The sequence below is a fragment of the Flavobacterium riviphilum genome, from assembly GCF_055231795.1.
On record NZ_JBUYSY010000007.1, the window covers coordinates 59,182 to 83,177 of the forward strand.

General features: G+C 35.5%; 19 protein-coding genes and 1 tRNA gene. All 20 read right to left on the reverse strand.

All coding sequences use genetic code 11. The features are described from left to right. Positions 1–426 precede the first annotated feature (426 nt). Positions 427–1,761 carry an MFS transporter gene (locus ACZIX2_RS08625; protein ID WP_463339694.1) on the reverse strand — a complete coding sequence of 445 codons (1,335 nt, stop codon included), beginning with the start codon at positions 1,759–1,761 and terminating at the stop codon, positions 427–429. Between the two features lie 360 nt (positions 1,762–2,121). Continuing rightward, positions 2,122–2,787, reverse strand: coding sequence for a response regulator transcription factor (locus tag ACZIX2_RS08630; protein ID WP_463339695.1), 666 nt, complete (start codon positions 2,785–2,787; stop codon positions 2,122–2,124). A 249-nt stretch (positions 2,788–3,036) separates the two neighbouring features. Then, complete coding sequence (locus tag ACZIX2_RS08635; protein ID WP_463339696.1) at positions 3,037–4,848, reverse strand: ATP-binding protein; 1,812 nt, start codon at positions 4,846–4,848, stop codon at positions 3,037–3,039. 6 nt (positions 4,849–4,854) lie between these two features. Continuing rightward, positions 4,855–5,442 carry a DUF4202 domain-containing protein gene (locus tag ACZIX2_RS08640; RefSeq protein WP_463339697.1) on the reverse strand — a complete coding sequence of 196 codons (588 nt, stop codon included), beginning with the start codon at positions 5,440–5,442 and terminating at the stop codon, positions 4,855–4,857. A gap of 91 nt (positions 5,443–5,533) precedes the next feature. Further along, positions 5,534–5,911: a nitrite reductase small subunit NirD gene (nirD, locus tag ACZIX2_RS08645; protein ID WP_463339698.1), complete on the reverse strand. Its 378-nt coding sequence runs from the start codon at positions 5,909–5,911 to the stop codon at positions 5,534–5,536. A gap of 98 nt (positions 5,912–6,009) precedes the next feature. Next, positions 6,010–8,517, reverse strand: coding sequence for a nitrite reductase large subunit NirB (nirB, locus tag ACZIX2_RS08650; RefSeq protein ID WP_463339699.1), 2,508 nt, complete (start codon positions 8,515–8,517; stop codon positions 6,010–6,012). A 589-nt stretch (positions 8,518–9,106) separates the two neighbouring features. Next, on the reverse strand, positions 9,107–9,376 hold the full coding sequence (locus tag ACZIX2_RS08655) for a hypothetical protein (protein WP_463339700.1): 270 nt from the start codon (positions 9,374–9,376) through the stop codon (positions 9,107–9,109). Between the two features lie 565 nt (positions 9,377–9,941). Further along, a complete protein-coding gene (locus ACZIX2_RS08660; RefSeq protein ID WP_463339701.1) occupies positions 9,942–10,082 on the reverse strand; it encodes a hypothetical protein in 141 nt (46 codons plus the stop codon). A gap of 233 nt (positions 10,083–10,315) precedes the next feature. After that, a complete protein-coding gene (locus ACZIX2_RS08665; protein WP_463339702.1) occupies positions 10,316–11,872 on the reverse strand; it encodes a rhomboid family intramembrane serine protease in 1,557 nt (518 codons plus the stop codon). A 189-nt stretch (positions 11,873–12,061) separates the two neighbouring features. Beyond that, the gene (locus ACZIX2_RS08670) at positions 12,062–12,811 is read right to left on the reverse strand and encodes a hypothetical protein (RefSeq protein WP_463339703.1); all 750 of its coding nucleotides are present in this window, start codon (positions 12,809–12,811) and stop codon (positions 12,062–12,064) included. A 164-nt stretch (positions 12,812–12,975) separates the two neighbouring features. Further along, a complete protein-coding gene (locus ACZIX2_RS08675; RefSeq protein WP_463339704.1) occupies positions 12,976–13,833 on the reverse strand; it encodes a hypothetical protein in 858 nt (285 codons plus the stop codon). 232 nt (positions 13,834–14,065) lie between these two features. Next, entirely contained in the window at positions 14,066–14,728 is a 663-nt protein-coding gene (locus tag ACZIX2_RS08680; protein WP_463339705.1) for a hypothetical protein, read from the reverse strand. A gap of 42 nt (positions 14,729–14,770) precedes the next feature. Then, positions 14,771–15,691, reverse strand: coding sequence for an NAD(+)/NADH kinase (locus ACZIX2_RS08685; protein WP_463339706.1), 921 nt, complete (start codon positions 15,689–15,691; stop codon positions 14,771–14,773). Positions 15,692–15,694: 3 nt separating this feature from the next. Beyond that, positions 15,695–16,675: an SPFH domain-containing protein gene (locus ACZIX2_RS08690; RefSeq protein ID WP_463339707.1), complete on the reverse strand. Its 981-nt coding sequence runs from the start codon at positions 16,673–16,675 to the stop codon at positions 15,695–15,697. A gap of 516 nt (positions 16,676–17,191) precedes the next feature. Further along, positions 17,192–18,484 (reverse strand): type II toxin-antitoxin system HipA family toxin, encoded by a 1,293-nt coding sequence (locus tag ACZIX2_RS08695; RefSeq protein WP_463339708.1) that lies wholly within the window; start codon positions 18,482–18,484, stop codon positions 17,192–17,194. Then, positions 18,484–18,831 carry a helix-turn-helix domain-containing protein gene (locus tag ACZIX2_RS08700; protein ID WP_463339709.1) on the reverse strand — a complete coding sequence of 116 codons (348 nt, stop codon included), beginning with the start codon at positions 18,829–18,831 and terminating at the stop codon, positions 18,484–18,486. The genes ACZIX2_RS08695 and ACZIX2_RS08700 overlap by 1 nt, the downstream gene beginning before the upstream one ends. 1,025 nt (positions 18,832–19,856) lie before the next feature. Continuing rightward, complete coding sequence (locus ACZIX2_RS08705) at positions 19,857–20,717, reverse strand: HIT domain-containing protein (RefSeq protein ID WP_463339710.1); 861 nt, start codon at positions 20,715–20,717, stop codon at positions 19,857–19,859. Then, positions 20,710–21,771: an HNH endonuclease domain-containing protein gene (locus ACZIX2_RS08710; RefSeq protein ID WP_463339711.1), complete on the reverse strand. Its 1,062-nt coding sequence runs from the start codon at positions 21,769–21,771 to the stop codon at positions 20,710–20,712. The genes ACZIX2_RS08705 and ACZIX2_RS08710 overlap by 8 nt, the downstream gene beginning before the upstream one ends. Positions 21,772–22,311: 540 nt before the next feature. Beyond that, a tRNA-Ser gene (locus ACZIX2_RS08715) sits at positions 22,312–22,396 on the reverse strand. A 254-nt stretch (positions 22,397–22,650) separates the two neighbouring features. Continuing rightward, on the reverse strand, positions 22,651–23,946 hold the full coding sequence (gene thrC, locus ACZIX2_RS08720; RefSeq protein ID WP_463339712.1) for a threonine synthase: 1,296 nt from the start codon (positions 23,944–23,946) through the stop codon (positions 22,651–22,653). Between the last annotated feature and the right edge of the window lie 50 nt (positions 23,947–23,996).

The window sequence follows — 23,996 nt, forward strand, 5'->3', positions numbered from 1 at the left end:
TTCAATTCTATTTGGTGGTAAAAATCCTTGCGTTGTTTAGACCATCAGCAAGGATTTTTTTTTGATGTAAGTAGCCATGAATGGAATAGACTTTAGCTCGTTCAAATGTTTTTTGTAGCATTTGAATAGGGATTGACAAAAGCTAATTTCATTCGAATGGTTTTGTTTATGAGGAGATTGAATAGGAATGGGCTTTAATCCATTCTTTAAAATCAAATGCAATTAGGCTTTAGTCAAAACCAACTTGATTTCAGCTAAAGCCATTTTTATAATTGTTTTGTGTTAAGTGAAAAGCAATTACAGTAAATCCTATCTTTTTTAAATGTGAAAGGAGCATAAGCCAAAAAAAGGAATAAAACTATATCCAGTCTCTGGTACAATTTTATTCCTTAGCTATTTAAGTGTTATTCTAGGATGTAACTGCTATTACGAATTCTTGGTTTTGATGGCATATTTTACCACCAAAACAAGGAGTCCGGTAATCAAGATAATGAGTCCAAGAGTATAAAAGGCATTGGTGTAGTCAATTAATTCTTTGGTTTTTGAAAGCCCATTGGTATCAACTACTTCTTTTGTGAATTTGACAGCTTTGGCTTTAAACAAAAAGGCAATCAACATAGCGCCGATATTTCCACCAGCTCCAACAATGCCAGCAACACTACCAACAGCCTTTGGGTTAATAAAAGGCACTAGGCTATATGTAGCGCCATTCGCCATTTTTAGGCTCATCCCGAAAAGAAACATTAAAAAGATCGCTAGACCAAGCTGTTCTGTTAAACCAAAGAAAATAATACCAATTCCCTCCACAATCAAAAGTAATGCAAGCAGTAAATTCTTTCCAGAGAAACCGTATATTTTGCCCACTTTATCGGCTACGATTCCGCCTAAGGGTCTGGCAAAAATATTGATCATACCAAAAATTCCGGCGCATAATCCAGCTGTTTTTAGACTAGCTCCAAACGTATCCGTAAAATAAATAGGAGCGAAATTGTCAATCGTAATTTCAACACCAAAACAAGCGGCATAGGCAACCGTTAAAACCCAAGTACGGTAATCTTTTACTGCTAACATAAAGGTGTTTTCTGTGGTTTTATTTGCCATTTCTAATTCCTTGTAATTCCCGTTAGGTAAATCTTTGGTATACTTCACATAGATAAAAGCACAAATTAAAAGTAACACCCCTGGCACAATCATGGCGTATCTCCAGCTATCTTCGTGTGTACAAAATCCAAGGCCTACGAATCCAGCCGCTATTAATGGCATGGTAATATTGGCCAAACCTGCTCCAGCATTCCCAAATCCTCCTGCTGTGGCGTTGGCTGTTCCTTTAATCGAAGGGGCAAACATTACCGAGGTGTGAAATTGAGTAATCACAAAGGAAGCTCCAATTACGCCAATAGCCAATCGGAATACTAAAAAGGTTTCATAGGATTGAGAAGTGCCAATTAGAAGTACGGGTATGGCGCATAAAATCAATAGCCAAGTGTATACTAATCGTGGTCCATAAGCATCCACCAGTCGGCCTATAAGAAGTCTTGCTATAATGGTTGCCGAAACTGAGGCGATTTGAATATTGCCCAGTTGATCTTTGGTTAGATGTAACTGTTCTTTTGCTAAGGGCATTAGTGAAGCCATGCCAAACCAGGCAAAAAAACTAAAAAAGAAGGTAAGCCAAGTAATGTGGAAGGTGCGCATTTGGATACCTTTACAACTAAAAATGTTTAAACGAGTAAGCGGTTGATTGGTTGTAATTGAGCTCATGTTCGATGGGTTGGTTGTTTAATATTATTTTACTACGTAGACAAAATCTTTTATTTAAGTATTTTGTTTGTTTTTACAGCAAAAATAATGATGAACAGAAGATAAAAACCTGCGAAAACGCAGTTTATATAAAATAATTACGTATTAATACTTAATTTTGATAAGTATTTTATTTAGGTTGTTCTGATTGTGTGGTTTGTAGCGAGATTATGCTGAATAAAGTCAAAAAAGAAATAGCGGTTTTATCTTTTTTCTGGTCAATTCTTTTAAAAAAAAGGGAACAGTTGTGATGTATAAGTGCAAAAAAAAGTGGTAAAATTTACCACTTCTAATCTTATATCGATACGTTTGTTTTCTAATTTAAATCAGTGAAAAGTCTTTGGCTTTATTGGCTAATTCGATAAGGTTTTTAACTTTTAGCTTTTTCATCAAATTGAAGCGATGTACTTCTGCTGTTCGCTTACTTATGGATAGGGCTTCGGCTATTTCTTTGTTTCCATTACCAGAAAGTAATAATCTTAAAATTTCTTTTTCTCTTTTGGTAATTATACTCTCTTCTTCCAAATTTGGTTTTGGTTCAGAAGCTAAGGTATTTGGACTATTTATAAGTTGATTGATTAGGATGGAGGAAATGTCACCGCTAAAATATTTACCACCATTGGCTACGGTATGTAAAGCTTTTAGAAATTCTTCTTTGCTGGCACCTTTTAATAAATAACCATCGGCTCCTGCTTTGATCGATTGTAGAACATATTCTTCCGATTCATGCATAGAAAGGACAACGATTTTTACTGGATTTTTTTCTTGGCGAATCTTTTCTACGACTTCAATTCCTGTATAGTGCGGCATTCTTATGTCCACAATAAGTAAATCAGGTTTTTCGGTAGAAACTACAGTCAGGGCTTCTTGGCCATCGGTAGCTTCACCAACAACGATAATATTGCTTTCATTTTCTAGCAATGATTTGATGCCATCACGAACAAAAACATGATCATCTGCTAATACTACTCGAATGGGATTATTCATAAGTATTTTGTTTGGTTATAAGTACAATTAACTAATACGTGGTGCTAAGATACGTATTTTTTTATTATTCTTTTACGGGGTGGTGGGGTTCTGCCTGAAAGGTTCTTTATCTTTAAAATTTAACCGCAAAGCGCGAAGATTTACCCAAGGAGCTAGAAGTAGTAAAACATTTAAGGAATATGCAATTGCATTCTTTGTGTGGCTTAGTGATTTCTTCGTGTTTCGTTGTGGTAAAAGAAAACAAAAAACTTAAATAGGAATATTAAAAGTTATTCGAGTACCCTCATTAGGAATCGAGTGGAGGAATACACGACCATTAATATATTGTACTCTCTCTTTCATAAAAACCAAGCCCATGCCGGATTCGCTGTTGCGTTTTTTTTCTACCTTTTGAATGTCAAATCCTTTTCCGTTGTCGTCTATAGTGATGCTTAAAATATTTTGACTGTGAGATAATTGTACTATGATATGGGTAGATTCGGCATATTTTATTGCGTTGTTTATGGCTTCTTGCGTTAATCTGTAAATGTTGATTTCAATCAAGGAATCGAGTCGTTGGTCAAACTGGGTTTTATTGTAAAACGAGATGTTTTTTCCTGTCAATTTAGAGAGTTCTAAACAAAGTTTTGTCAAGGAAGAAACGATACCGTGGTCGTTCAATTCAGGAGGCATTAGGTTAAAAGTGGCAGTTCGAACGCCTTTAATGATGTCTAACGACAATTGCTTCAAATAGTCTATTTTTTGTGCGGCCTTTTCTTTGTCTTCTAGGTTGATGCTTTCTAAACTAAATTTTAATCCGGTCAACATTTGTCCAATGCCATCATGGATTTCTTTGGCAATGCGATTTTGTTCGTTTTCTTGATTTTCGATAATTTTACTCGAAATTATTTTTTGCTGATTGATTTTTGCCTCACTGCTTTCAATGTTAAGGCGCTCCACTTCTTGTTCCGCCTTTTTGCGTTCTGTAATATCAAAGCAAACAATTAACAGTTCGGAAGCCCCTTTTTTTATAGTTACGGGAACCATCGAAAGGTCTAGCCAAATGGTGTGGCCTTCTTTGTTGGTAAATGTAATTTCACCTTGCCATCCACTTCGGTGTTTTTCGGCAATAATACTATCAATCGCGCTTTGCTCTTTTTCAATCGCCGTGAGTACTTGAGAGAAACGTTGATTGGTTTGTGAACGATTATAATGTAGGAGTTTTGAGAACTTTTCACCTATATGAATCAAGATGCCATTGGGTGCAACTCTACAATACAGTAAAGTATTTTCCATGGCGTAGTTCAAGGATTTGAGTTCTTTGACAGAGTTTTCTTTTATTTCGCTCAAAACTTCGGTATTGTAGGCCAATTTTAATGCTTTTCGTTCTGAAGTGAGCAGTTTTGACACCATCATCTCAATTTTTTTATTGGTCGGTTTAAAAATGAAAAGAAATTCTAAAACCAATACCAGCAGTGTAAAAAGCAATATACCGTATTCTGTTTTGCTCTGGAGGGTTACTTTTTCTAAAGCTTCTTGGTCGTATTGTTCTACAATTTGGTTCATTTTGGTTAAAAAGATACGCTCATTGGCCAAAACCAGACCTAAAAGTTTTTGATGTTTTTCTGTATTTGCTACGCTATTTTTACTTTGCAAATACTGTTGACTTGCCAAAATCATGGCTTCGAAGTTGGGTTGAATGGATTGATACAACTCGTTTAATAGCGTACTTTTTTCTTTTGGGAAACCTAATTTTTCATTACCATAGACTAGAGCCTCGTGATTGAATTTCCATTTGACGAGTATGGAATCAATTCTATTTTTTTCGATGTCAATTTTGGAAGAATCGGTTATGAAATGGAGAATCAAAAGTTCTTTGGTTAGTTTTTGACTCAACATTCTTTGTTTTCCCGAAGTGTTGATTATTTTAGAATCACTTAATTGTCGGTTGAGGTTGTATTGTAAAATAAACTGACTTACCAAAACGGTTAGCGCGATGGTTAACAAGGCAAAGAGATACAATCTCCTTAAGTTTTTGAAGGAAATTGAATCTGTTGCGATGTCGTTTTTTGGGCTAGCCATAGTTAGTTATAAACCTAATGCGTCTTTGATGAGCGCTAAAGATGATGGAGAAAAAGACAAGGTAAGAGCGGTTTGCTGTCCTTTTTCAGACATTTTATTCCAAGTTTTTACAATGATGTTTTTGAGTTTTTCTGTATCGTGTTTTTGAACAAAGTCCTCTAAATAATATTCTAAAAAAACCAAGCAAATGACATCTTCTAGTAATTGGGTCTCTGCATCTTTTTTTAATAATTTTTTTTCAATCAGAAAGCAAACCCGTTCGATAAATGTATTTTCATACCCCACTTCTTGCAGAATTAAAGTGATTTTAGAGGCGTGAAATTTTTTTAGTGCTTCTCTCCATTTTAAGTAGCCCACCCGGTCCATAGGATAGGAATTTCTGGCGATTTCCCAGCGACAAATGTGTTGGGCTTTAGCCGCAATTTGCAACTCCTCTGAGGCATTAGGCGCAAAGTCTAATAGTCGGGCTAACATTCGGTTAGAATACAATAATTCTTTGGCAATTAACGTGTCAGCTACCCTTTCAGTATTGGGATCTTTTGCATTGGCAGCATCGATACGTTGCAAGGCATTTTGAAAACGAAGGCGATTCATTATTAAGGAAATTAAGTGTGTATTTGTAAATGGATACTATTTTTAAGCTAGTCGAAAAAAAAGTACGGCATTTTCGCTCAAATATACATAATTAATCCAGAAAGCCAACGAAGACCTCGTCTCCTTCAATCTTTACGGGGTAAGTTGCAATTTTGTAATCTTCTCCGTTTAAGTTGCTTCCGTCTATGAGTGAAAAGGTTTTTTTGTGCATTGGGCAGGCTATTTTCGGAGTGCCTTCTGCAGAACCCGTCATTCCTCTTGATAAGACCATTTCCATTTTGTGGGGACATGCATTCTGACAAGCGTACCAGGCATTTCTTCTTTCGAAATTGAACACGGCAATTTGCTTGTTTTTATATTTAATGCAACCGCCTCTGTTACTAGGGAAGTCCTTGATATGGCCTGCTTTGAACCATACTTTTACATGTTCTGTGCCTACGGTTTCGTACTGTTTTATTAATTCTTCCATAAGGTTTTTTTTAGTGTAACGCTTAACTCTTTCCTAAAAAAAAAAGAGGAAATAGGAAAGAGAGAGCGCCAAGGGAAACGTTATTTTTTTATCATTACTTACCAAGGTCTTGGCATTTTTTGATCTCTAAGGGGGACAAATTCTATGTTTTCATCTTTTTCATCAGAATTCACAAAATGGCTGAATCGTTTCAAAAGTCTTGGTTTTTCGAGCACTTGTTTCCACTCGCATTCAAAAGTACCTACTAGTTTTTCCATTTCATTTTCTAAGGTTTCACAGATACCAATGCGATCGTGAATGATGATTTCTTTTAGGTAATCCAAACCTCCATCCAACTTATCTAACCAGGTAGCGGTTCGTACTAGTGGGCCAGCGGTGCGGATATAGTACATCAAGAAACGGTCTAAGTATTTTATGACGGTTGCTTTATCTATTTGTTCGGCTAAAAGTACAGCGTGTTTTGGATTTGCCCCGCCATTGCCGCAGATGTAAAGATTCCAACCTCCTTCTACTGCGATTACGCCAAAGTCTTTGCCTCTAGCTTCAGCACATTCTCTAATGCACGCCGAAACGCCTCCTTTGAGTTTGTGTGGGGCGCGAATGCCTTTGTATCGGTTTTCGAGTTCGATGGCAAAGCCAGCGCTGTCGTCCATACCATAGCGACACCAAGCATTGCCCACACAACTTTTTACGGCTCTCAGGGATTTGCCGTAAGCGTGACCACTTTCGAAGCCGTTTTCGATTAAAATTCTCCATATTTCGGGGAGATCACCCACGTGAGCGCCAAACAAATCAACACGTTGAGCACCGGTAATTTTGGTGTACAAATTAAATTGTTTGGCTACTTCACCAATGACGATTAGTTTTTCTGGTGTGATTTCACCTCCTGCTACACGAGGTACAACAGAGTAAGTGCCGTTACGTTGAATATTAGCCAAAAAGCGATCATTGGTGTCTTGGGTCGTAACGTGTTTATTGGCAGTATCATTATAGATACTAGAAAAAATGGAGGCGACTACCGGTTTACAAACTTCACAGCCATCTCCGTTGCCATGGTGGTCGATTACTTCGTAGAAGTTGATATATTTGTTGATTTTTACCAGATCAAATAGTTCTTGTCGAGTGTAATGAAAATGCTCACATAGGTTTTCTTTTACTTCTTTTCCAATTGATTTTTGAGCTGCTTTTACCAAGTCCACCACCATTGGTTTACAGCCCCCACAACCCGAAGTCGCTTTGGTAAGTTTGACTACATCCGAAAGTGTTTCGCAACTTCCTTCGGTGATGGAACAGCAAATGGCGCCTTTGGTTACGTTTTCGCATGAACAGATTACGGCTGTATCCGGCAAATCCATTGCGCTACCCATAGTGTTGCTTTCGCCTCCTCGTGCTCCCAGTATCAAATCCTCTGGATTGGCAGGCAAAGCCAAAGCATTGTTGTATATCTGAAACAGCGCATTATAGTCGGAGGAATCGCCAACAAGAATACCGCCAAGTAAGGTCTTGCCGTCTTTGGTGACATTGATTCTTTTGTAAATGCCGTTGAATTTATTTTCGTAAACGATAGCTGTTACCTCTTCATTTTCTATGAAAGGATCACCAAAACTCGCCACTTCAACACCAATTAACTTTAATTGTGTTGACATATCGATGGTGTCTCGCATCGTTTTTGAACCTTTGAGTATTTGTTCTGCCGCTACATCGGCCATTTCGTAACCTGGCGCGACCAAGCCATAAATCATGTTGTGGTACAACGCTACTTCTCCAATAGCATAAACAAAAGGATCCGATGTTTGCATTTGATTATTGACTACTATTCCTCCACGATCACCAACAACTAATCCAGCGACTCTTGCGAGTTCGTCACGTGGTTTGATTCCAGCAGATATGACTAGCATGTCTACTTTAAGTAGTTCATCGTTGGCAAACATCATCCCTTTGATACACTCTTCTCCATCAATATATTGTGTTGCTTTATTGAGATGGATACCTATGTTGAGCGCTTCGATTTTAGCTTGCAGCATATTACTAGCGCCCTGATCCAATTGTCTTGGCATAAGGCGTGGGGCAAATTCTACCACATGGGCATTCAATCCAAGATCTCTAACGGCTTTCGCCGCTTCTAGTCCTAACAAACCGCCACCAAGCACTGCCGCTTCAGTGGCTCCTTTGGTTTTTATCTTTTTGGCATAGGCCATTATGGCCTCTAAATCTTCGATCGTTCTGTATACGAAAACGCCTTCTTTTTCTACCCCTTTTATGGGTGGGACAAATGCCGCGGAACCCGTTGCTAGTACTAAGTAATCGTACGTATAATTATTTCCAGTATGCGTAGTAATAGTGCGATGGGTCGTATCGAGTGCCGTGACCAATTCGGAAGTATGGAGTACAATGTTGTGTTCTTTGTACCATTCGCTTGTGGATAAGGCTAAATCATCGGCACTCTTGCCACTGAAATATTCGCTTAAATGCACCCGATCATAAGCTCTTCTCGGCTCTTCGCCAAATACAATAATTTCATACTTTTCGTGACCTGGCTTGGATACGAATTTTTCACAAAATTTGTATCCTACCATTCCATTGCCAACAACAATTACTTTAATCATAACTCTTTAATTAAGTATTACGTAACAAATATAAGTATAAATACTTAATTAAAATCTTTTTTTTTAAGTATTTTTTTTACGTAGCTCAAAGCATTTTTTTTTGAGTATCATTTTTGTTTAATTATAAGGCAGGTGAGAAGTTTAAAGTTTAAGGTTTTTGTGGGTTATCGGTTGTGGGTAGAGGATATAGTTTAAGAAAGTGGACAGGTCGCGACCTGTCCGTACTTAGGGGATTTTATGGGGGTTGGGTTTAAAGTTTAAGGTTGTTTAATTGGTTTAGCTTGCTGTGGGGTGTAGTTTTTATGATAAGCGGCGAGGGGGTGAGGGATTTTGTGAATGGGGAATTCTATTTTTATTCCAAAAATATGGTGATGTTCATATTGGCTTGTTATGCATTAGCATTCCTCGATAAGTAGGGTCGTTACGGGTAAAAATGCGTTGACAACCCCACAAATCATCGTGAGTCATCTATTCAAAACGTTTTATCAGGCAATTTTATAGAGGGATTTACGATACCATCCATTCCGATTGGAGGCTCCTAAAGTGTATTTCTTTTTTAATAAAAACAAATGTGATAAGAGAGGTTTTTTTAAAATTCTAACGGTTTTACATCTTCAGTATCTCGGGCAATAGGAACTCCTGCGGGATCTACTATCAAAGCTTCCTGAATATTTGTTTTGTTCAGTGTGGCTCCACTTACAATCATTTTATATCCATTTTCATATTCGGTAAAATATCCACAAGGATATGCATAATACCCATTTGGTAAAAGGACTTTAGTTTCATGTTGGAATCCCCAAGAAATTACTTTTTGATTTAAAATAAAGGTGTCGAAAGCTTCACTAAAGAGTTGTGTCATATCTTTAAAATTAGGTTGTGAATATTATTACATATCAGCGATTTATATTGAATTGTTTCAATTGATTATTGAGGATGTATAAAAGTCAAATATAGATAAAAGTGCATTTATTAGTCAAATTTGAGAATAGTATTATTTAATTTTTGGATTTCGGGGGTAGCTTTTGACGTATGCTGTTGTGAGACTTTGTCTTGTATTTATACTGCCGATAGAGTACAATTGAAGGGTAACTCCGCTACTTCCTAGCGGAGTTGTTTTCTTAAATGGTTATTGTTATTTGGTTGGTTTTTTCTTTATATTCAATCACACCTTTTTTTTCATCAGTTGCTGTAAATATCAGTTCTGCCTTTGGAAGTTTCTTTCTAGTTTAAATCATCTCATCATTACTTTTTTTTATTTAAGCGCAAGTTAATTTTAGAAGTGAAATTCAAATTTGTGGTAGTATTATTTAAAGAAGTTGTTTTATTCTTTTCTAAACTCAGATGGGTTGCTTTTAAAGTGAATATAGGTTTGTTAGTTTTGAAATAGTTCTTGGTAATTCTTTTGAATCATTGTTTTCTAATAATTATGGAACATTGTTATTCGAAGATAAATCCAGTGTTTTCAAGTTTTTTAATTTTAATACATCTGAAGGGATTTCGATTAAATTCTGTCCAGAAACATTCAAATCATACACTATGTCAGGATTTTGATTTGCATTTTCCATAGTATTAAAACTTTTTTTCAGTTTGCCCAAAAACATTAAATGGCTTAATGATAAACAGAATAATTATTTTTCTCATTTTACTTTTTTACTTTTTTTGTTAGTATGCTATCTGCCACCACTTGGCGCTACATCAAGCTAGGGTTAACGAAAGGTATTCTTTTAGGTAGTACAAATGCCTCAATTGCAAATTATTTTTAAGTTAACCCCATTGTACCGCTTGATTGTAGTGTGGTTTATACCTTGTTTGGTTGGTCACTTTTCGATTTGTATACTACTATTCCGATTATGGCTCCGCTTAAAAGTCCACCTAGATGCGCTGCATTGTCAATGCCACCCGTTAAGCCCCAAAGTAAATTTATAACAACATAAATTCCAATCATCATAAGTATTCCTTTTTTGCCACTTTCTGGAAATGCGTTTGTTAAAAGCAGTCCTAGTATTGCACCATAAAGGCCAAAAATTGCCCCAGATGCACCAACACTAATTGTGTTAGGATACCACCAAATACTTGCAAGGCTACCGCAAAGACCCGAAAGGATGTACAAGATAAAATACTTTTTTCGACCGAGTATTGGTTCTACAAAAATGGCTGCAATTACAAGTCCTGAAATGTTTAAAATCAAGTGCATAATACCACCGTGTAAAAACATACTTGTTACTAGTCTCCACCATTCTCCAGTAGTTGTTTCAAGTCGTCTGTTTGCCCCCCAATCTAGGAGTTCCATTCCATTTGGAGAAAGTATGTGGATACCAGAGAAAACCATAAATAAAAAGACAAGAATATTCAAGTCTATAATTATTGAAGTTGCAAAATGGTCGCCTTTTGGTATAAGGTAGTTTAGCATTTCAACTAAATCGTCTTGCTTTGGTTTTTTACCTGTTAAAAATCTTTTCTTTTCTGTTTCGCTGTAACCTGGCCATATTAAAGAAAATAAAAGAACAGCCAGTCCAATTCCAAAGGATCCAAAAATCCAAGCAAACTTATTCCCATTTCTATCTTCAAATCTTTGTTTTATGGGTTTTAAAACAATGAAATTTTCATCCGCTGTTTGTTCAGTTCTCACTTCAATTGCTTTCAAAAAGTTTTCTCTATCGTCTGAAGTTGGTTGTCGTTCAAAGTGGTCTAAAGCATAGAAATCATAGTTGTTCAACTTGTCAATACATTCTTTATAAAAGGCCTCATACTTTTTTTCTTTTTCTTCTGGGCTGATTTTATTACTGATTTGCTCATAAAATCTTACACCATACCAATATTTCGGGACGTCAATAATCATTTCAGAAGTGTCTTTGAGTATTGGTAAAACAAAATAAACATCGAAGTTTAAATATTGATTGTGTTTGCCACTAGTCTCAAAATTTGTGAAGGCGCCACTATAATTTGGCGCCACTGCAAAATTTTTCAGCTTGTAATAACGAGCCTTTTCGGTTTTATTTATGTCGTAGATGGAGGATAGTACTTTTAGTTTTCCGGAGGCAGTGGTTAAATAATTTTGTGAAACTAAAAGAGAAGCTATTATTGTTGCTGCCGATAAAAATTGAAAGAAAAAACGACCATTGTCATTATCTTTTTTGAACGTAAGAATTCTAAATCTTGGTCTTAACCAAATTAGGATAGGTATCCAAGGAAGTCCCATAGGTAACCACAAACACCAAACTTCTTCTTTTATGTTGATTATGTCAAATTGAATAGCAAAGAGCCAACGAAAAATAAGTAGCCCAATAATTGTTGAGCATGCAATAATGATAAAAGTTGGGAGGATGTGCTTTAGTTTTGTAATGTAAGTTTCCAATGTCTAGTTGTTTTTGGTTGTTGATTTGTTTTAATGGTAAGTAGCGTCTTCACGCTAGGCATAGATGGGGTTTTTATCGGTGTATTTTAATACCTTCACAATACTTTGATTTGACACTTTTCATGTATTGGTACCCGATACATCCAATTAAGTGTGGGGTTGTTATGCGCCGATTTTCTTTTTCTGCAATCATTCTATATAATACCAGGGTATATTAAAAAATCCTTTTTTTAGGTCAATATGTATTGTTTGTCCTATTTGAATTTCGTCATATTGACTTCTTGCCACCATTATTTCCTCTTTGTCATAATGATGTCCCCAAGGATTAACTTTAACGTAATACGTTCTACCTCCTTTGCTTCCATTGCTTATTCTTTTATCGACCACTTTGGTTTCAAAAACTTGTGGTTCAGAATTGTCATAAACACAATTTGCCCCATATGTACCAGCGTAGCTATATAGGAACACATTGAAGATAAGGGATAGGTAAATCCAGGTTTTGCTTTTCGTAGTATTGTCAATTGTCTTGTGTGTAGTAAAAAGAATAACCAACATAATTGCAAATGCAATTGTACCGGGGATAATCAAAATGTAAAAGCTTTCAAATTCAAAGTCAAGTAGCACTCTAAGTAAAATTATCCAAGCCGCAAAGTCAATAAAGTCTGCTACATCATATTTGTCATTTCCATCGTCATCTTTTGAGATTTCGACAAGACTTGCAATACTTGGTCTGCCTGTAATGCTATTGAGGAATAGTCCTAGGATAGGCATACCTAATAATGCAGTAAAAAGAATGTCGTAGGGTTTTGGATAGCACAAAAACCAAAGGCCGAGTCCCATTGTAATATATTCTAACCAGTCGAGTTTGTGGAACGTTAACTTAGAAAGTGTCATTTTATTTCTTTTTTCTTTTCCTTTATTTTGTGTTGGTTTTATCATTTTGTTGTCTTCCTAGAATGGCTTAAAATGGTTTGTAGATTAATGATGGGCAGGACTTTTAGAACTGAACATTAATCGAAGAACGAATGTAAATTTTTGCACAAATGGGGCTTCGGAGTACGGAATTGCCACTTTTGGGCAGGTGCTGTTTTGCTCAGTTATTTTCATTGTGCGTTTATTTCCCAAATTAAAAATTGTCCGTTGATGTAATCGAACACGATTTCTTTTATTGCGTTTCCTGTCTTGATTTTGATAACGTGTTTTGGATTTTGTCCTAACGTCATTCTCATGTTTTCTTCGTATACGTTTTGGTCAGGCGTTTTGATTTTGTCTAAACCTCTACTTATTTCACGAATTGTCTGAAAGATTTTGGAATAATCCGTTTCAATTTCGGTCTTCAACGACTTGGCGAAAAACATGGTTTGGTCATCGTAATAGATTTCTATTCCTGGTGCTAAAATACTAGCAATGTTGGCGTTGTTTTTAGAACTTAATAACTTTACAACATGGTCAAACTTTGGAAGTTTTTGAATGTTGGGGGTGTTGCTTGAATAATTGTCAATGATTTTTACACTTGATAATTTTCCGCTTTTTGAAATTTCCACGGAGTAATTTGTCTTGTCGTACTCCCATTTTTCTCCATAATCACCGATATCCTCCTTATTATCAGGCTGACCTAAAATACGTTCAACTTCTTTTTTATCAACTCCAAGTTTTAGCCCTTTAAAGCCGATATCTGCTGTTGTGTTACTTCCTGAAACTTGAATTGACCATATTAGATCTGTATGCCCTGCGGCATATTCAAAAACCATATACAAACTTGTATCAGGTTTTAGGTTGAATACTTCATATTCAAAGCCATCATCGAATTTGTTTTGTTGAAAAGGTTTTCCAAATTCGTTTGTCGCTGTTTCTCGGTATTGTCCAATTTGGAAACCGTTCAAGTCCGTTATTGTTGTTTGTCCGTTTACTTTGAATAAAGTAATGAGAAGCAATATCAATGTTGTTGAGATTTTTTTCATTGTCGCTATCTTTTTAATTTGTGGATAACTGTTCTAAGTAACAAACCTCCTGTATTCATCCTAATTTAGCTCGCTTTTGGAACTTTTTTTGTCTTAATTATTTATTGAATAAATAGAATATTTGTACTAAAGGAAATTGGTACTGAAATCGCTGATTTTTGTACTGAAGTTACTAGGGAAGGAGAACTCGAGTAGTCAGGTATCAGTTCAAGTTCAAGTAATTGCTGTATCTTTACGAAATCCAAGTATCTTCAATTTGATCAATAATCCATTTATTTTTAATTTTCTTTACATAAATGATAAATCCTCTTCCACATAAATGTCCACACAGATAACCTGCTGTAATTGCACCAAATGCTTTCTTCGAATCAAATCTTACACGAGAAAAAAATAGATATCCTGCAAGATCAAATTTGTATTTTTTAATCCATATTGCATCTCGTTTGGGAAAGGTTGAAGCATATTTAAGCTTGTATTTTGTTTTATTTTGGAAAGCAGAAATATCAAATTTATGTGGCTTTAGTTCAAGTGTATCGAGTAATATCCCTTTTTGTTTGAATTTATTTTCAATGCGTGCAATAACTATGGCATCCAGTTGTCCAATTGAATCGTTAATGGCTACAACAATATTTGAAGTATCATTTTTAATTCTATTGATTTCCTTTTCATATTCTAATTTGTTTTTTCCGTAGTCTTTTGCATCCGAATAATCGTCCTCAGAAAAAATAAATGGTGGCGGAAGAATTAAACGTCTATCTATGCAGATAGAATCCAACATTTGAGGAAAAACATCCTCGAAAACTTGATTTTCTAATTCGAAAGCCTCCTCTTTTTTGCAACAACTTAAGGATAAGATTGCAATTAAAAGGCAAAATAGTGTTTGTGTTTTGCTCATATGATATATTTGGTACTTATTGTTTTTCGCAAACACTTCATATCATTTGGTAACTAAATTAGCTGTTTCTGGTGCAATTCCAATGGTTGCAATTGAACCACTATTAAACTTCAAATAGTCAGTTTCAATTCCGTCACTAAAAATTACTCCATTTGTAGGCATTAATGATTCTATAGTCAAATGGTTTTCATTTTTTATAATTCCTGCAGTTATTCCTGTCTGCGTTCTGATACTTTGGAAAGGTTCTCTAACGGCAAAAAGCAATTCGTTGTCTTTTAATTTTGGTCTTTTTGGTTTTAAATTCTTCTCGAACATACTTGTCACGCCGTAAGACATATTGAAAATTGAACTTAACCAACCTGTCGCACCTGCTGGTGTTGATACAATAAGGCCACTAGAGGAATGTTCTTCTGTGTTTTGATTAAATGAAATTTTGTAACGAGCTGAAATATGAGAAGCAGCGCCAATAAAAAGGTCGTTAAAAGCCAATAATCTTTGTCCATCATTTAGTTTAGCTTCTGCAAACCGCATAATTTTAGATGGATATTGATTGCGTATAACATTTTCTACCCCATTCATAAAGTCGGAAGTGTCAAATGGTAAAAGCACACCATCATATCTAGCCTTGTCTGGATTTACAGCAACTATCGGGCAGGATTTAGAATATTTTGCGGTATTGGCAACAAGTCCATCTTGTCCGATTACAACAATTAGGTTTTTCTGTGAAAATAGGAAAGAAGGAAGATAAATTCTCTCGACGGTTTTATTTTTAATAACACTTGAAAGTTGCGTTTGTAGTGAAATTAAGGCGGATTGAAAAATTTCGTGTTCTAACTCATAATCGTCAAAATTACCACCAAGATTTTCAATGTAAAATTTAGCTTGAGACTTAGTGTTGAAGCGTTCAATCAAAGATTCAAGTCTTGTTTTATTTTTAACAATTATGGCGTATTCAAAACTCATTTTTTATTTTCGTTTGTCGTTAAGCAAGGTGTCTAACAATTCAGGGCTAATATTAAGATTGCCGATTTTGTTGGCATTTTCAGCAAGTTCTCTAAATGCAAGTGAGATATTAAATTTTGGGTCGGAATTGTTGTTCAGAGCAGTTAACGTTTTCCAATCTATTTCTTTGTATGGTTTTAAAGTAGTTTCAATAACATAACCTTGTGTTTCAGCTTCTTTTTTGTCGTTTGCCGTTTTTTGTTCAATAAGTTGTTTTCTTTGATTTTCTACTGCAATGTCAGCCGCTAATTTCATTTCACGAAGTTTACGGTCGTTCTCCGTTTTTTGAACTTGTGATTCCATTTTTTTTTCAGCGATTTGTTTTTGTTTTTCTTCTACCGCTATTTCTGTATTGAGTTCTGTTTCCTTGATTTTTCTTTCTTGTTCAACGGCAAAATTTCTACGTTCATAAATAGCTTGGTCAGCATCTTGTTGTAATTTCTCCCTTGTTTCGGTTTCTAATGCTCTTGCCATTTCAGGTGTAGCTTGAATTCCTAGAATATTGGCTCCTAAAATATCAATTCCAAGCATTGCAATAGCTTGAGATGATTTCAATCCTTCTAAAATTCTTTCTTCTATTGCTTTTGCTGAACGAATTGCATCTTTCAATTTAATTTCATGAATGAATGACGAAGTAGCTGTTTGAGCTTCATTTATAATTCTCTGGTTCAGTTTCTCGATGTCATTTTTTTTGTATTGCCCATTGTCGTTTACTGTGAAGTCTAACACATCGGCAAGGGTTTTGGGTGAGCTGATTTTGTAGCTTATTTGACCTTGTATGTTTACTGTTTGATAATCGTTTGTGGTTTCATTAAAGATAAAAGGCAAGTCATTACTTCCCATAGGAATAGCAGCTATGGAGCTATTGGGTACGAAATAGAAAAATGAAAGTCCACGACCTTCTCTCTTGATTTTTCCGTTCGTAAAATGCAGAACGTAAGTCATTGAGTCAAATTTGATGTGTTTAATTCCGAACATATTATATTGGTTTACAGTTAGTCTTTTTGTGTGGTGCCGTTTTTAAATATGCGATTGCTAGGTTGAAAAAAGCTACAAACTTCTTTTGTACCTACCCAATTGGTTAGTATAAAGACCTTTTATTGTGCTTTTTGTACTTTCCAAATATATACAACTTTTATTACATTGTTGTACTTTTTATAGTAATACTATCGTTAATTTTTGTGATGTTTTTAGGGAGCGTTTTTTTGAGTCGTCTCCGCTTTTAATTATTATTTATAGGGCAGACGGGAGGGTGGAAGGTTTAAAGATGTAAAGATTTAAATATTTGAAGATTGAAAGATTGAAATATTTAGAAAGTGGACAGGTCGCGACCTGTCCTTACTTAGGGGATTTTATGGGGATTGGGTTATCGGTTGTGGGTTGTGGGTTTGAATTTTAAAGTTTAAGGATTAAGGTTGTTTAAGATTGTTTCATTGGTTAATCGGTTGAGCTTGTTATTGATTATAGTGTAAGGTGCGTTTTTCCTATTTGTTCCATTATTTTACTGTCCACTTTTACGGTTTCTGCAAATTGGGGCCAATTTTTAACAGTTTCACTGATATGCTGAATAATTGTCTTTGCTTTTTTAATATTCATGGATTTTGCTACTTCCAATACATCTTCTTTGGAGATATTGGTCCGTTTACCATTGATACTTAAATTGTGTTGGCTTACCCATTCGCTACCTGGGCGATAGGCAAAGCAAATATCATAAGCGGGTGTCAATTCCCAACTTTCGTTTTGTTTGAGACGGAAGGCAAAGTTCTTGGTATGGTCGTCGCAATTTCGTGCTATTACATTAAAGACCATTCTTCTGAATAATTCTTCTGCTTGTGGATAAGGCAGTCTTAACAATCTCATGGTTTGGAACAATTGTTCGTAGCTAAAACTTGTAGTTTGATTAAAGTCATAATGCTGCATAGCACACAAGGTTTGGATGTGGTGTTTGATATCTCCGTCTTGTCTGTCGAAACGTTTGGTCATAAAATGCGCTCTCCCGTTTTCCTCCATCAAACGGCATTCCATCATCTCTATTCCTGCAGCTTTTGCCATTAAGTAATAGGCCATTTCAATGCGGCCGTAGCCAGTACTTTCGCCAAACTGGACATCGCTTACCGTATCTAATTTAATCAGCCAGTGTTCAAAACCTTTTGGCGCTTTTGTTTGTCCCGATTTGACTTGTCCTGTTTTTTCGTTGTAGGCGATTATGGCTTTGGGACGTGCGCCACCTGCTGAGGTTCCAATTTTAAGAATATCCAATATGGCTTGTTGTTCGTCCTCGTTTATATTGGTTTCAAAACCTTCTCTCTTGTTGAGCATCTTTTGGCTGATGGATACTAAACTATCGATTTCAATATCAAAGGCTCTTTTGTTAGCTTTGAATTGTGAGGGTTCAAATTCTAAAGCGCCCATACCACGTGTTCCTATAAAACATAGAAGTTCTACTGGGTTCATACTGTTTTCAGGGCGACCGTTTTGTGCTAACCAGCTATTGATTAACTGGTTTCCGTAATCGTCGGGTAATACATCGGCCAACAAACCTGGCAATCCCTTGAAGGTTTTTACATCCCTTAGTTCTGGGAACGAAAACACACGTTTATTGCTGTTGGTAATAGGCATTTTCAGTGGGGCTAAGTCTGCCTTTTTAGCTATGAATTTGGCGTCGTATTCAAAACTGGCTATTCGGGTTTCCGGATTCCAAGCTACTGCACCCACTGTTTCGTCCCATATTTTTATAAAAGCGGTTGTGATCATTACCAATCCGATTGTTTAGTGTTGTTGTTATCGCTATTTCTGGCGCGTTTTCTTTTATTTTGTTCCAATTTTGCCAATTCTATCGGGCTTATCTGTTCTTGAATTTTGAAAACGTCCATTATGTAAAGCAAATCCAATACTCGAAGCACTTGTAAAAGCGTTGGTATCGTTATGGTTTCTCCTTTTTCGAGTAAACTTAAAGTAGAACGGCTAATGTTGGCCGCCGTAGATATTTCTTCTTGCGTTTTATTTTGCGTTAAGCGATGGTGTTTTACGAATGTTCCAATAGTTTGTGAGAGCGCTTTATCACTCATTGAAACCCAGTTTGTGTATTGATTGTCATTCATAAAGTCCTTAATTTAGTTATAATGACTGATATATCATGCAAATATAATAAAAATAATGGTTAATTATCAATTGTTCATGGTGGGTTTTTAATTGTTTATTAGGTAAAGGTTGTTTAAGCTTGTAAAGGCTTCTCGACTCCGCTCGAAGTGGCACTATGGGGGGTGTAATTGTTTATGGTTTGTTGTTTGTAGTTAATGATTGTTTAAGGTTGTTTAAGGTTGTTTAATCGGTTAGGGGTGTTTTGGGTTTGAAGTTTAAAGTTTGAAGTTTAAAGTTTAAGGTTTAAGGTTTAAGGTTTAAAGTTTAAGGTTGATGTGGGTTGTGGGTTTAAAGTTTAAGGTTTAAGGTTGTTGTGGGTTGTGGGTTGTGTGTTGTCTGGTTAGGGTTTTTGGTTAACCCCAGCTCTAAAGGGAGCCGAAAATAGGATGATTAAGGTTTTTTCTATATTCACTATAAGGTATTCCTAGTACGTAGTAAAAGGTTCACTGCTACTATCCATTGTAGGAGAAATCTTCGTTTTAACTAGAATCTTTACTTTTAGGGGTGTCGTCTGGCTTTGGAATGAAAGTATTTTTGTAGAGTATACGTTGCACAGCCTGGGGTAAGGGTAACAGGTCGATCCATTCTTCTTTTTCTAATTGGAAAGGGTAGAGTGCCTGGGCCAGATTTTGGTACTGCTTTTTGAGTTGGGCGAGTGTCATAGTTTTACTTTTGAATGAATACTGTATCTGTTACTCATGTAATTAGAACTAAATATAGTAAAAAAAGTTCGTGTTTTGACACTTAAGTGCGGGGTTTTACTAGTGTAAAACAATGTAGTAGGGTTGAAGAACGAAAAGAAAATACAACTCTTAGAAGTTTGATATAGGCTCTATATTTGAAATAAAGTAAATCAAGATTTTTCATTAAAAACAGTTTTTACTTTCTATCGAAAAGTTAGGTGGAAAAAGAATAGGAAATGACTACATATTTGTTCGGAATACTTAATGTGTGCCTTTGTTTTGAGTCAAAATAAATCTATGCATTAATACTCCTTTTTACTCGGAATAACTGCTCGAATACCTCCTTTAGGATTTTCTACATCGCCTTTATATCTTGGAATAATATGGATATGACAATGAAATATAGTTTGACCTGCATCTTCATTGACATTGATACCAATATTGAAGCCCTCTGGATTAAATTTTTCTTGTAGAATTGTTTTTACCTTATTGACCATTATCCAACATGCAGTTTGCTCTTTCAAACTTAGATCAAAATAATTAGAAACTAATCGTTTTGGAACAATCAACGAATGTCCTTTTGAAACCGGAAATTTATCATAAAAAGAAAATGCTGTTGCTGTTTCAACTATTAATTCTCTAGTTTCCTCACCTATTAAAAACGGGCTAAGGTTGGTATTGCCTTTGTGTAAGGTAGTGTAATGTTTATATTTATAAATTTCACAATTTTCATTTTTATAAATGGATTGAAAAGGAAGTTTAATTAAACATTGAAAAGTTTCTTTTCTGTGAACTTTATGAATTCTAAATCCTTCGTGTTGAATATCTCTACGAACAGCAAAATAGGCTTTTCCTTTAGGTTTTAAAAGCTGGGAAATGGTCATTAAAACTTCAGCTTGTTCTTCTGGAAGTAAAACATTCAATACATAGAAACACAAAATTGTATCATATTTCTCAGTTGGGAAATCTGGGAAATAAAAAGTATCATAGCCTATAATGTCAAAACCTTTCTGTTGTAATAATTCAACATCTTTGCCAATACCACAACCAAAATCAAGCACTTTGCCAACTATTTTATTTTGATTAAGTAGGAGACGGGCGGGAAAGGAAAGTGTAGTTCTCTCTATGGCGGTTAAATGACTGTAAGGGTTAAGGCTATTCATTCATAAATAAAAATCCGTTATTATTGGCTATCGTAATCAATGGTTGAATTGTGTTCGAAAATTTTTCTTTTTCAAAAACATGAATATTAGGAAAAATCGTTAAGAATTCTTCCATGTATTTACTTTTAGAATTATAGTGTTTGTTGATTTCAAAAGCAGTTTTTTGTAGATCATAAAATTTATCGAAATGTTTTTCGAAAATTGGAAGTTTGTCACTTTTAATGGAATTGAATTTCTTTTCAATAGGTAATAAGTTCCAAATTAAATCATGCGATACAAAAGCATGAGGAATGAAATGATCTAAAGCATAATTTTTTTTCTCAAAAATTAACTTTTCCCCAGTAAAAATACAGTTTATTTCTCCTAATTCTCTAAAAACTATTTTCCAATAGTCGTTGGTTTGTTTGGTTAAACCATTTCTTATTGCCGGTTTAATAAGTTTATTAGGGATGTCAGGGACATTGGGATTTCGTGATTGAAGGAACAATGCTAAATTCCAATAACAATAGTCTTTTAAGACTTTTGCATTTGATTTAAGGTAAGAAATCCAAATAGGATTTATTTGGATGAAATCTTTATGTAAACTATACAAGCAATCATTTACAAAAGCTTGTGAATCAGAATAAATTCTTTTTTTTTGTTGACCGTCAGTTTCATTGTTGATTTTTGGAAACCAAGGTGTTAAAAACCAATGTGGAACGTTTTTGTCAAAGTGTAGCAATTGATAAATGGTTTCCTTATTATTTGAATTTTCTAAACAATACTCCAAGTTTGATTTTTTTTCATCAATGGTCAGCTTTTCAGTTTTCAAAATTTTCTCTACAGCTATTTGCAAATTGTCTTGTTTTCCGAATGAAATATGGAAGTAATTGATAGTGTACCAAGAATTACTAATCATTCTTGAGAAAATCTTTCTTTTTGGAATGTCAATATTTTCTTCTTCAACCAATTCTATTAATGCCAATAGCCAATAAAATTTATAGGTTGCAGAAGTGCTTCCGAAAACCGAAGCTAATTTGTTTATTGGTAAATTAGAAGAAATAGGTAAATGCATTGTCAAGTATTTTTTACGTTAAATTGATCCTGGTAAATCTCTGGAATATTAAACAACTATATTATAGCTATGTTTATATTTCATTTGTTGTATTAGAGATATTGAATTTAATCGTAAATTTTTATTAATCACAATTTTACAAAAAACAATCGATTTTCAAATGCGGAAAACCGTAAATACTGTGTTTGTTATTAACAAAATTATCTAAAATTTATTGGGGGAGATGTGAGTGGTGAATAGTGAGTGGTGAGAAGTAAATAGTGAATGGTTGTTGAGGGTTTCGAGTTTATGTGTTTTAACCCAAGGACGCGATAGACGTAAAGAGCAAAGAAAAGGACAGGTCGCGACGTGCTGTGTAGAAAGCATATGAGAAGTAGAGTAGGAGTAGCATGGTTACTCCTTACCGAATGTTGAGTGGCGTATGTAAAAGGTGTTAATTATATCGAGGGGTTACTGGAGTGATATGAAAAGGGTATAAAAGAAAAAACCCTTTAAATCATACGATTTAAAGGGTTTTGTTACCTTTTGAAGGTTGTTTCGCGGAGAAAGAGGGATTCGAACCCCCGGACCTGTTACAGTCAACAGTTTTCAAGACTGCCGCAATCGACCACTCTGCCATTTCTCCAGTAAGTTGATATCATTTCGTGATTGCGAGTGCAAATATAAGAACCTTTTTTGGTTTTGCAAGAGCTTTTTTGAAAAAACTGAAAGTAATTTTGAAGGTATTTTTTAACTGTTTCATCCTCTTGGTTTTATAAGCTAAAAAAAATTGACTTTTTTTTGCACTACTTCTATTGTGGTGGCTATTGTTAGAGAATTCCACAAAAAAAAAACGACCTCAATCAGAATGAAGTCGTTTCTTTGAAAGGGCGAATGCGGTTATTTTGACTGCAAATAGTTTTTTAGCTCTTCGTACGTTTTGATTTTGGTGCTTACTTTATCTTTATGTAAAACACTTTCAATTTGAGTCGGAATAGCTAAGGTAACGCCCAAAGCAGGTTCTACGATGTCTAAGAACTTTATGGGATGAGCGGTTTCTAAAAAGACGCCTATAGCTTTTGGATGCTTTATTAGTTCTTTTTTAAGCCCAAGATATCCAACCGCCCCATGAGGTTCTGCAATGTAGCCTTTTTGTTGCTGGATGGCTTTCATGGCTTCGAGTGTAGCTTCATCGCTGAAGGTGTAAGAAGAAAAATCTTTTTGCAATTCGGTTAGATCGTTATGATATAATTCCTGAATGCGGATAAAATTACTTGGGTTACCTACATCCATTGCATTAGAAAGGGTTGCTATGGAAGGTTTTGGAGCATACACCCCATTTTCTAAGAAACGCGGTACAGTATCGTTGGCATTGGTTGCGGCTACAAAGTGTTCGATAGGTAAACCTAATTTTTTAGCGATGATACCGGCGCAGATATTCCCAAAATTCCCACTAGGGCATGAAAACACCAAAGGGCGATTGTGTTTTTTAAGCGCTTTATAAGCGAAGAAAAAGTAAAACATTTGCGGTAACCATCGCGCAATGTTAATGGAATTGGCTGAAGTGAGGTGTACCTCTTGTAAATCCGAATCTAAAAATGCTTTTTTGACCATATCTTGACAATCGTCAAAGACTCCTTCCACTTCAAGCGCACTGATGTTATGTCCCAGGGTTGTGAGTTGTCGTTCTTGGATATCGCTCACTTTTCCAGAAGGGTATAGGATGACCACATCCACACCTTGTACGCCCAAGAATCCGCTAGCAACGGCACCACCTGTATCGCCAGAAGTAGCTACCAAAACCGTATTTTTTTTGGAGGCGTCGTTGCGGTTGAAATATCCTAAGCATCTAGACATGAAACGAGCCCCTACATCCTTGAATGCCATGGTAGGTCCGTGAAACAATTCTAAAGAATAGATGTGATCTTCCACTTCAACTACAGGAAAGTCAAAACTTAAGGTTTCGGCAATGATTTGGCGTAAAGTGTCTGCTGGAATTTCGTCTCCTACAAATTGTTGAATGGCTTCGAAAGCCATTTCTTCATGGGATAAATTTTCGATGTTTTCGAAAAAATCAGCACTCAAAGGAGTGATCGATTTTGGGAAATACAGTCCTTTGTCTGAGGCTAGGCCTTGGATGACAGCTTCTTGAAAACTTACATCCGGTGCATTATGATTTAAACTATAGTATTGCATTGATCAGAATAGTGTTTTGTTATTGGTTTTTGGTTGTGCATCACATAAAA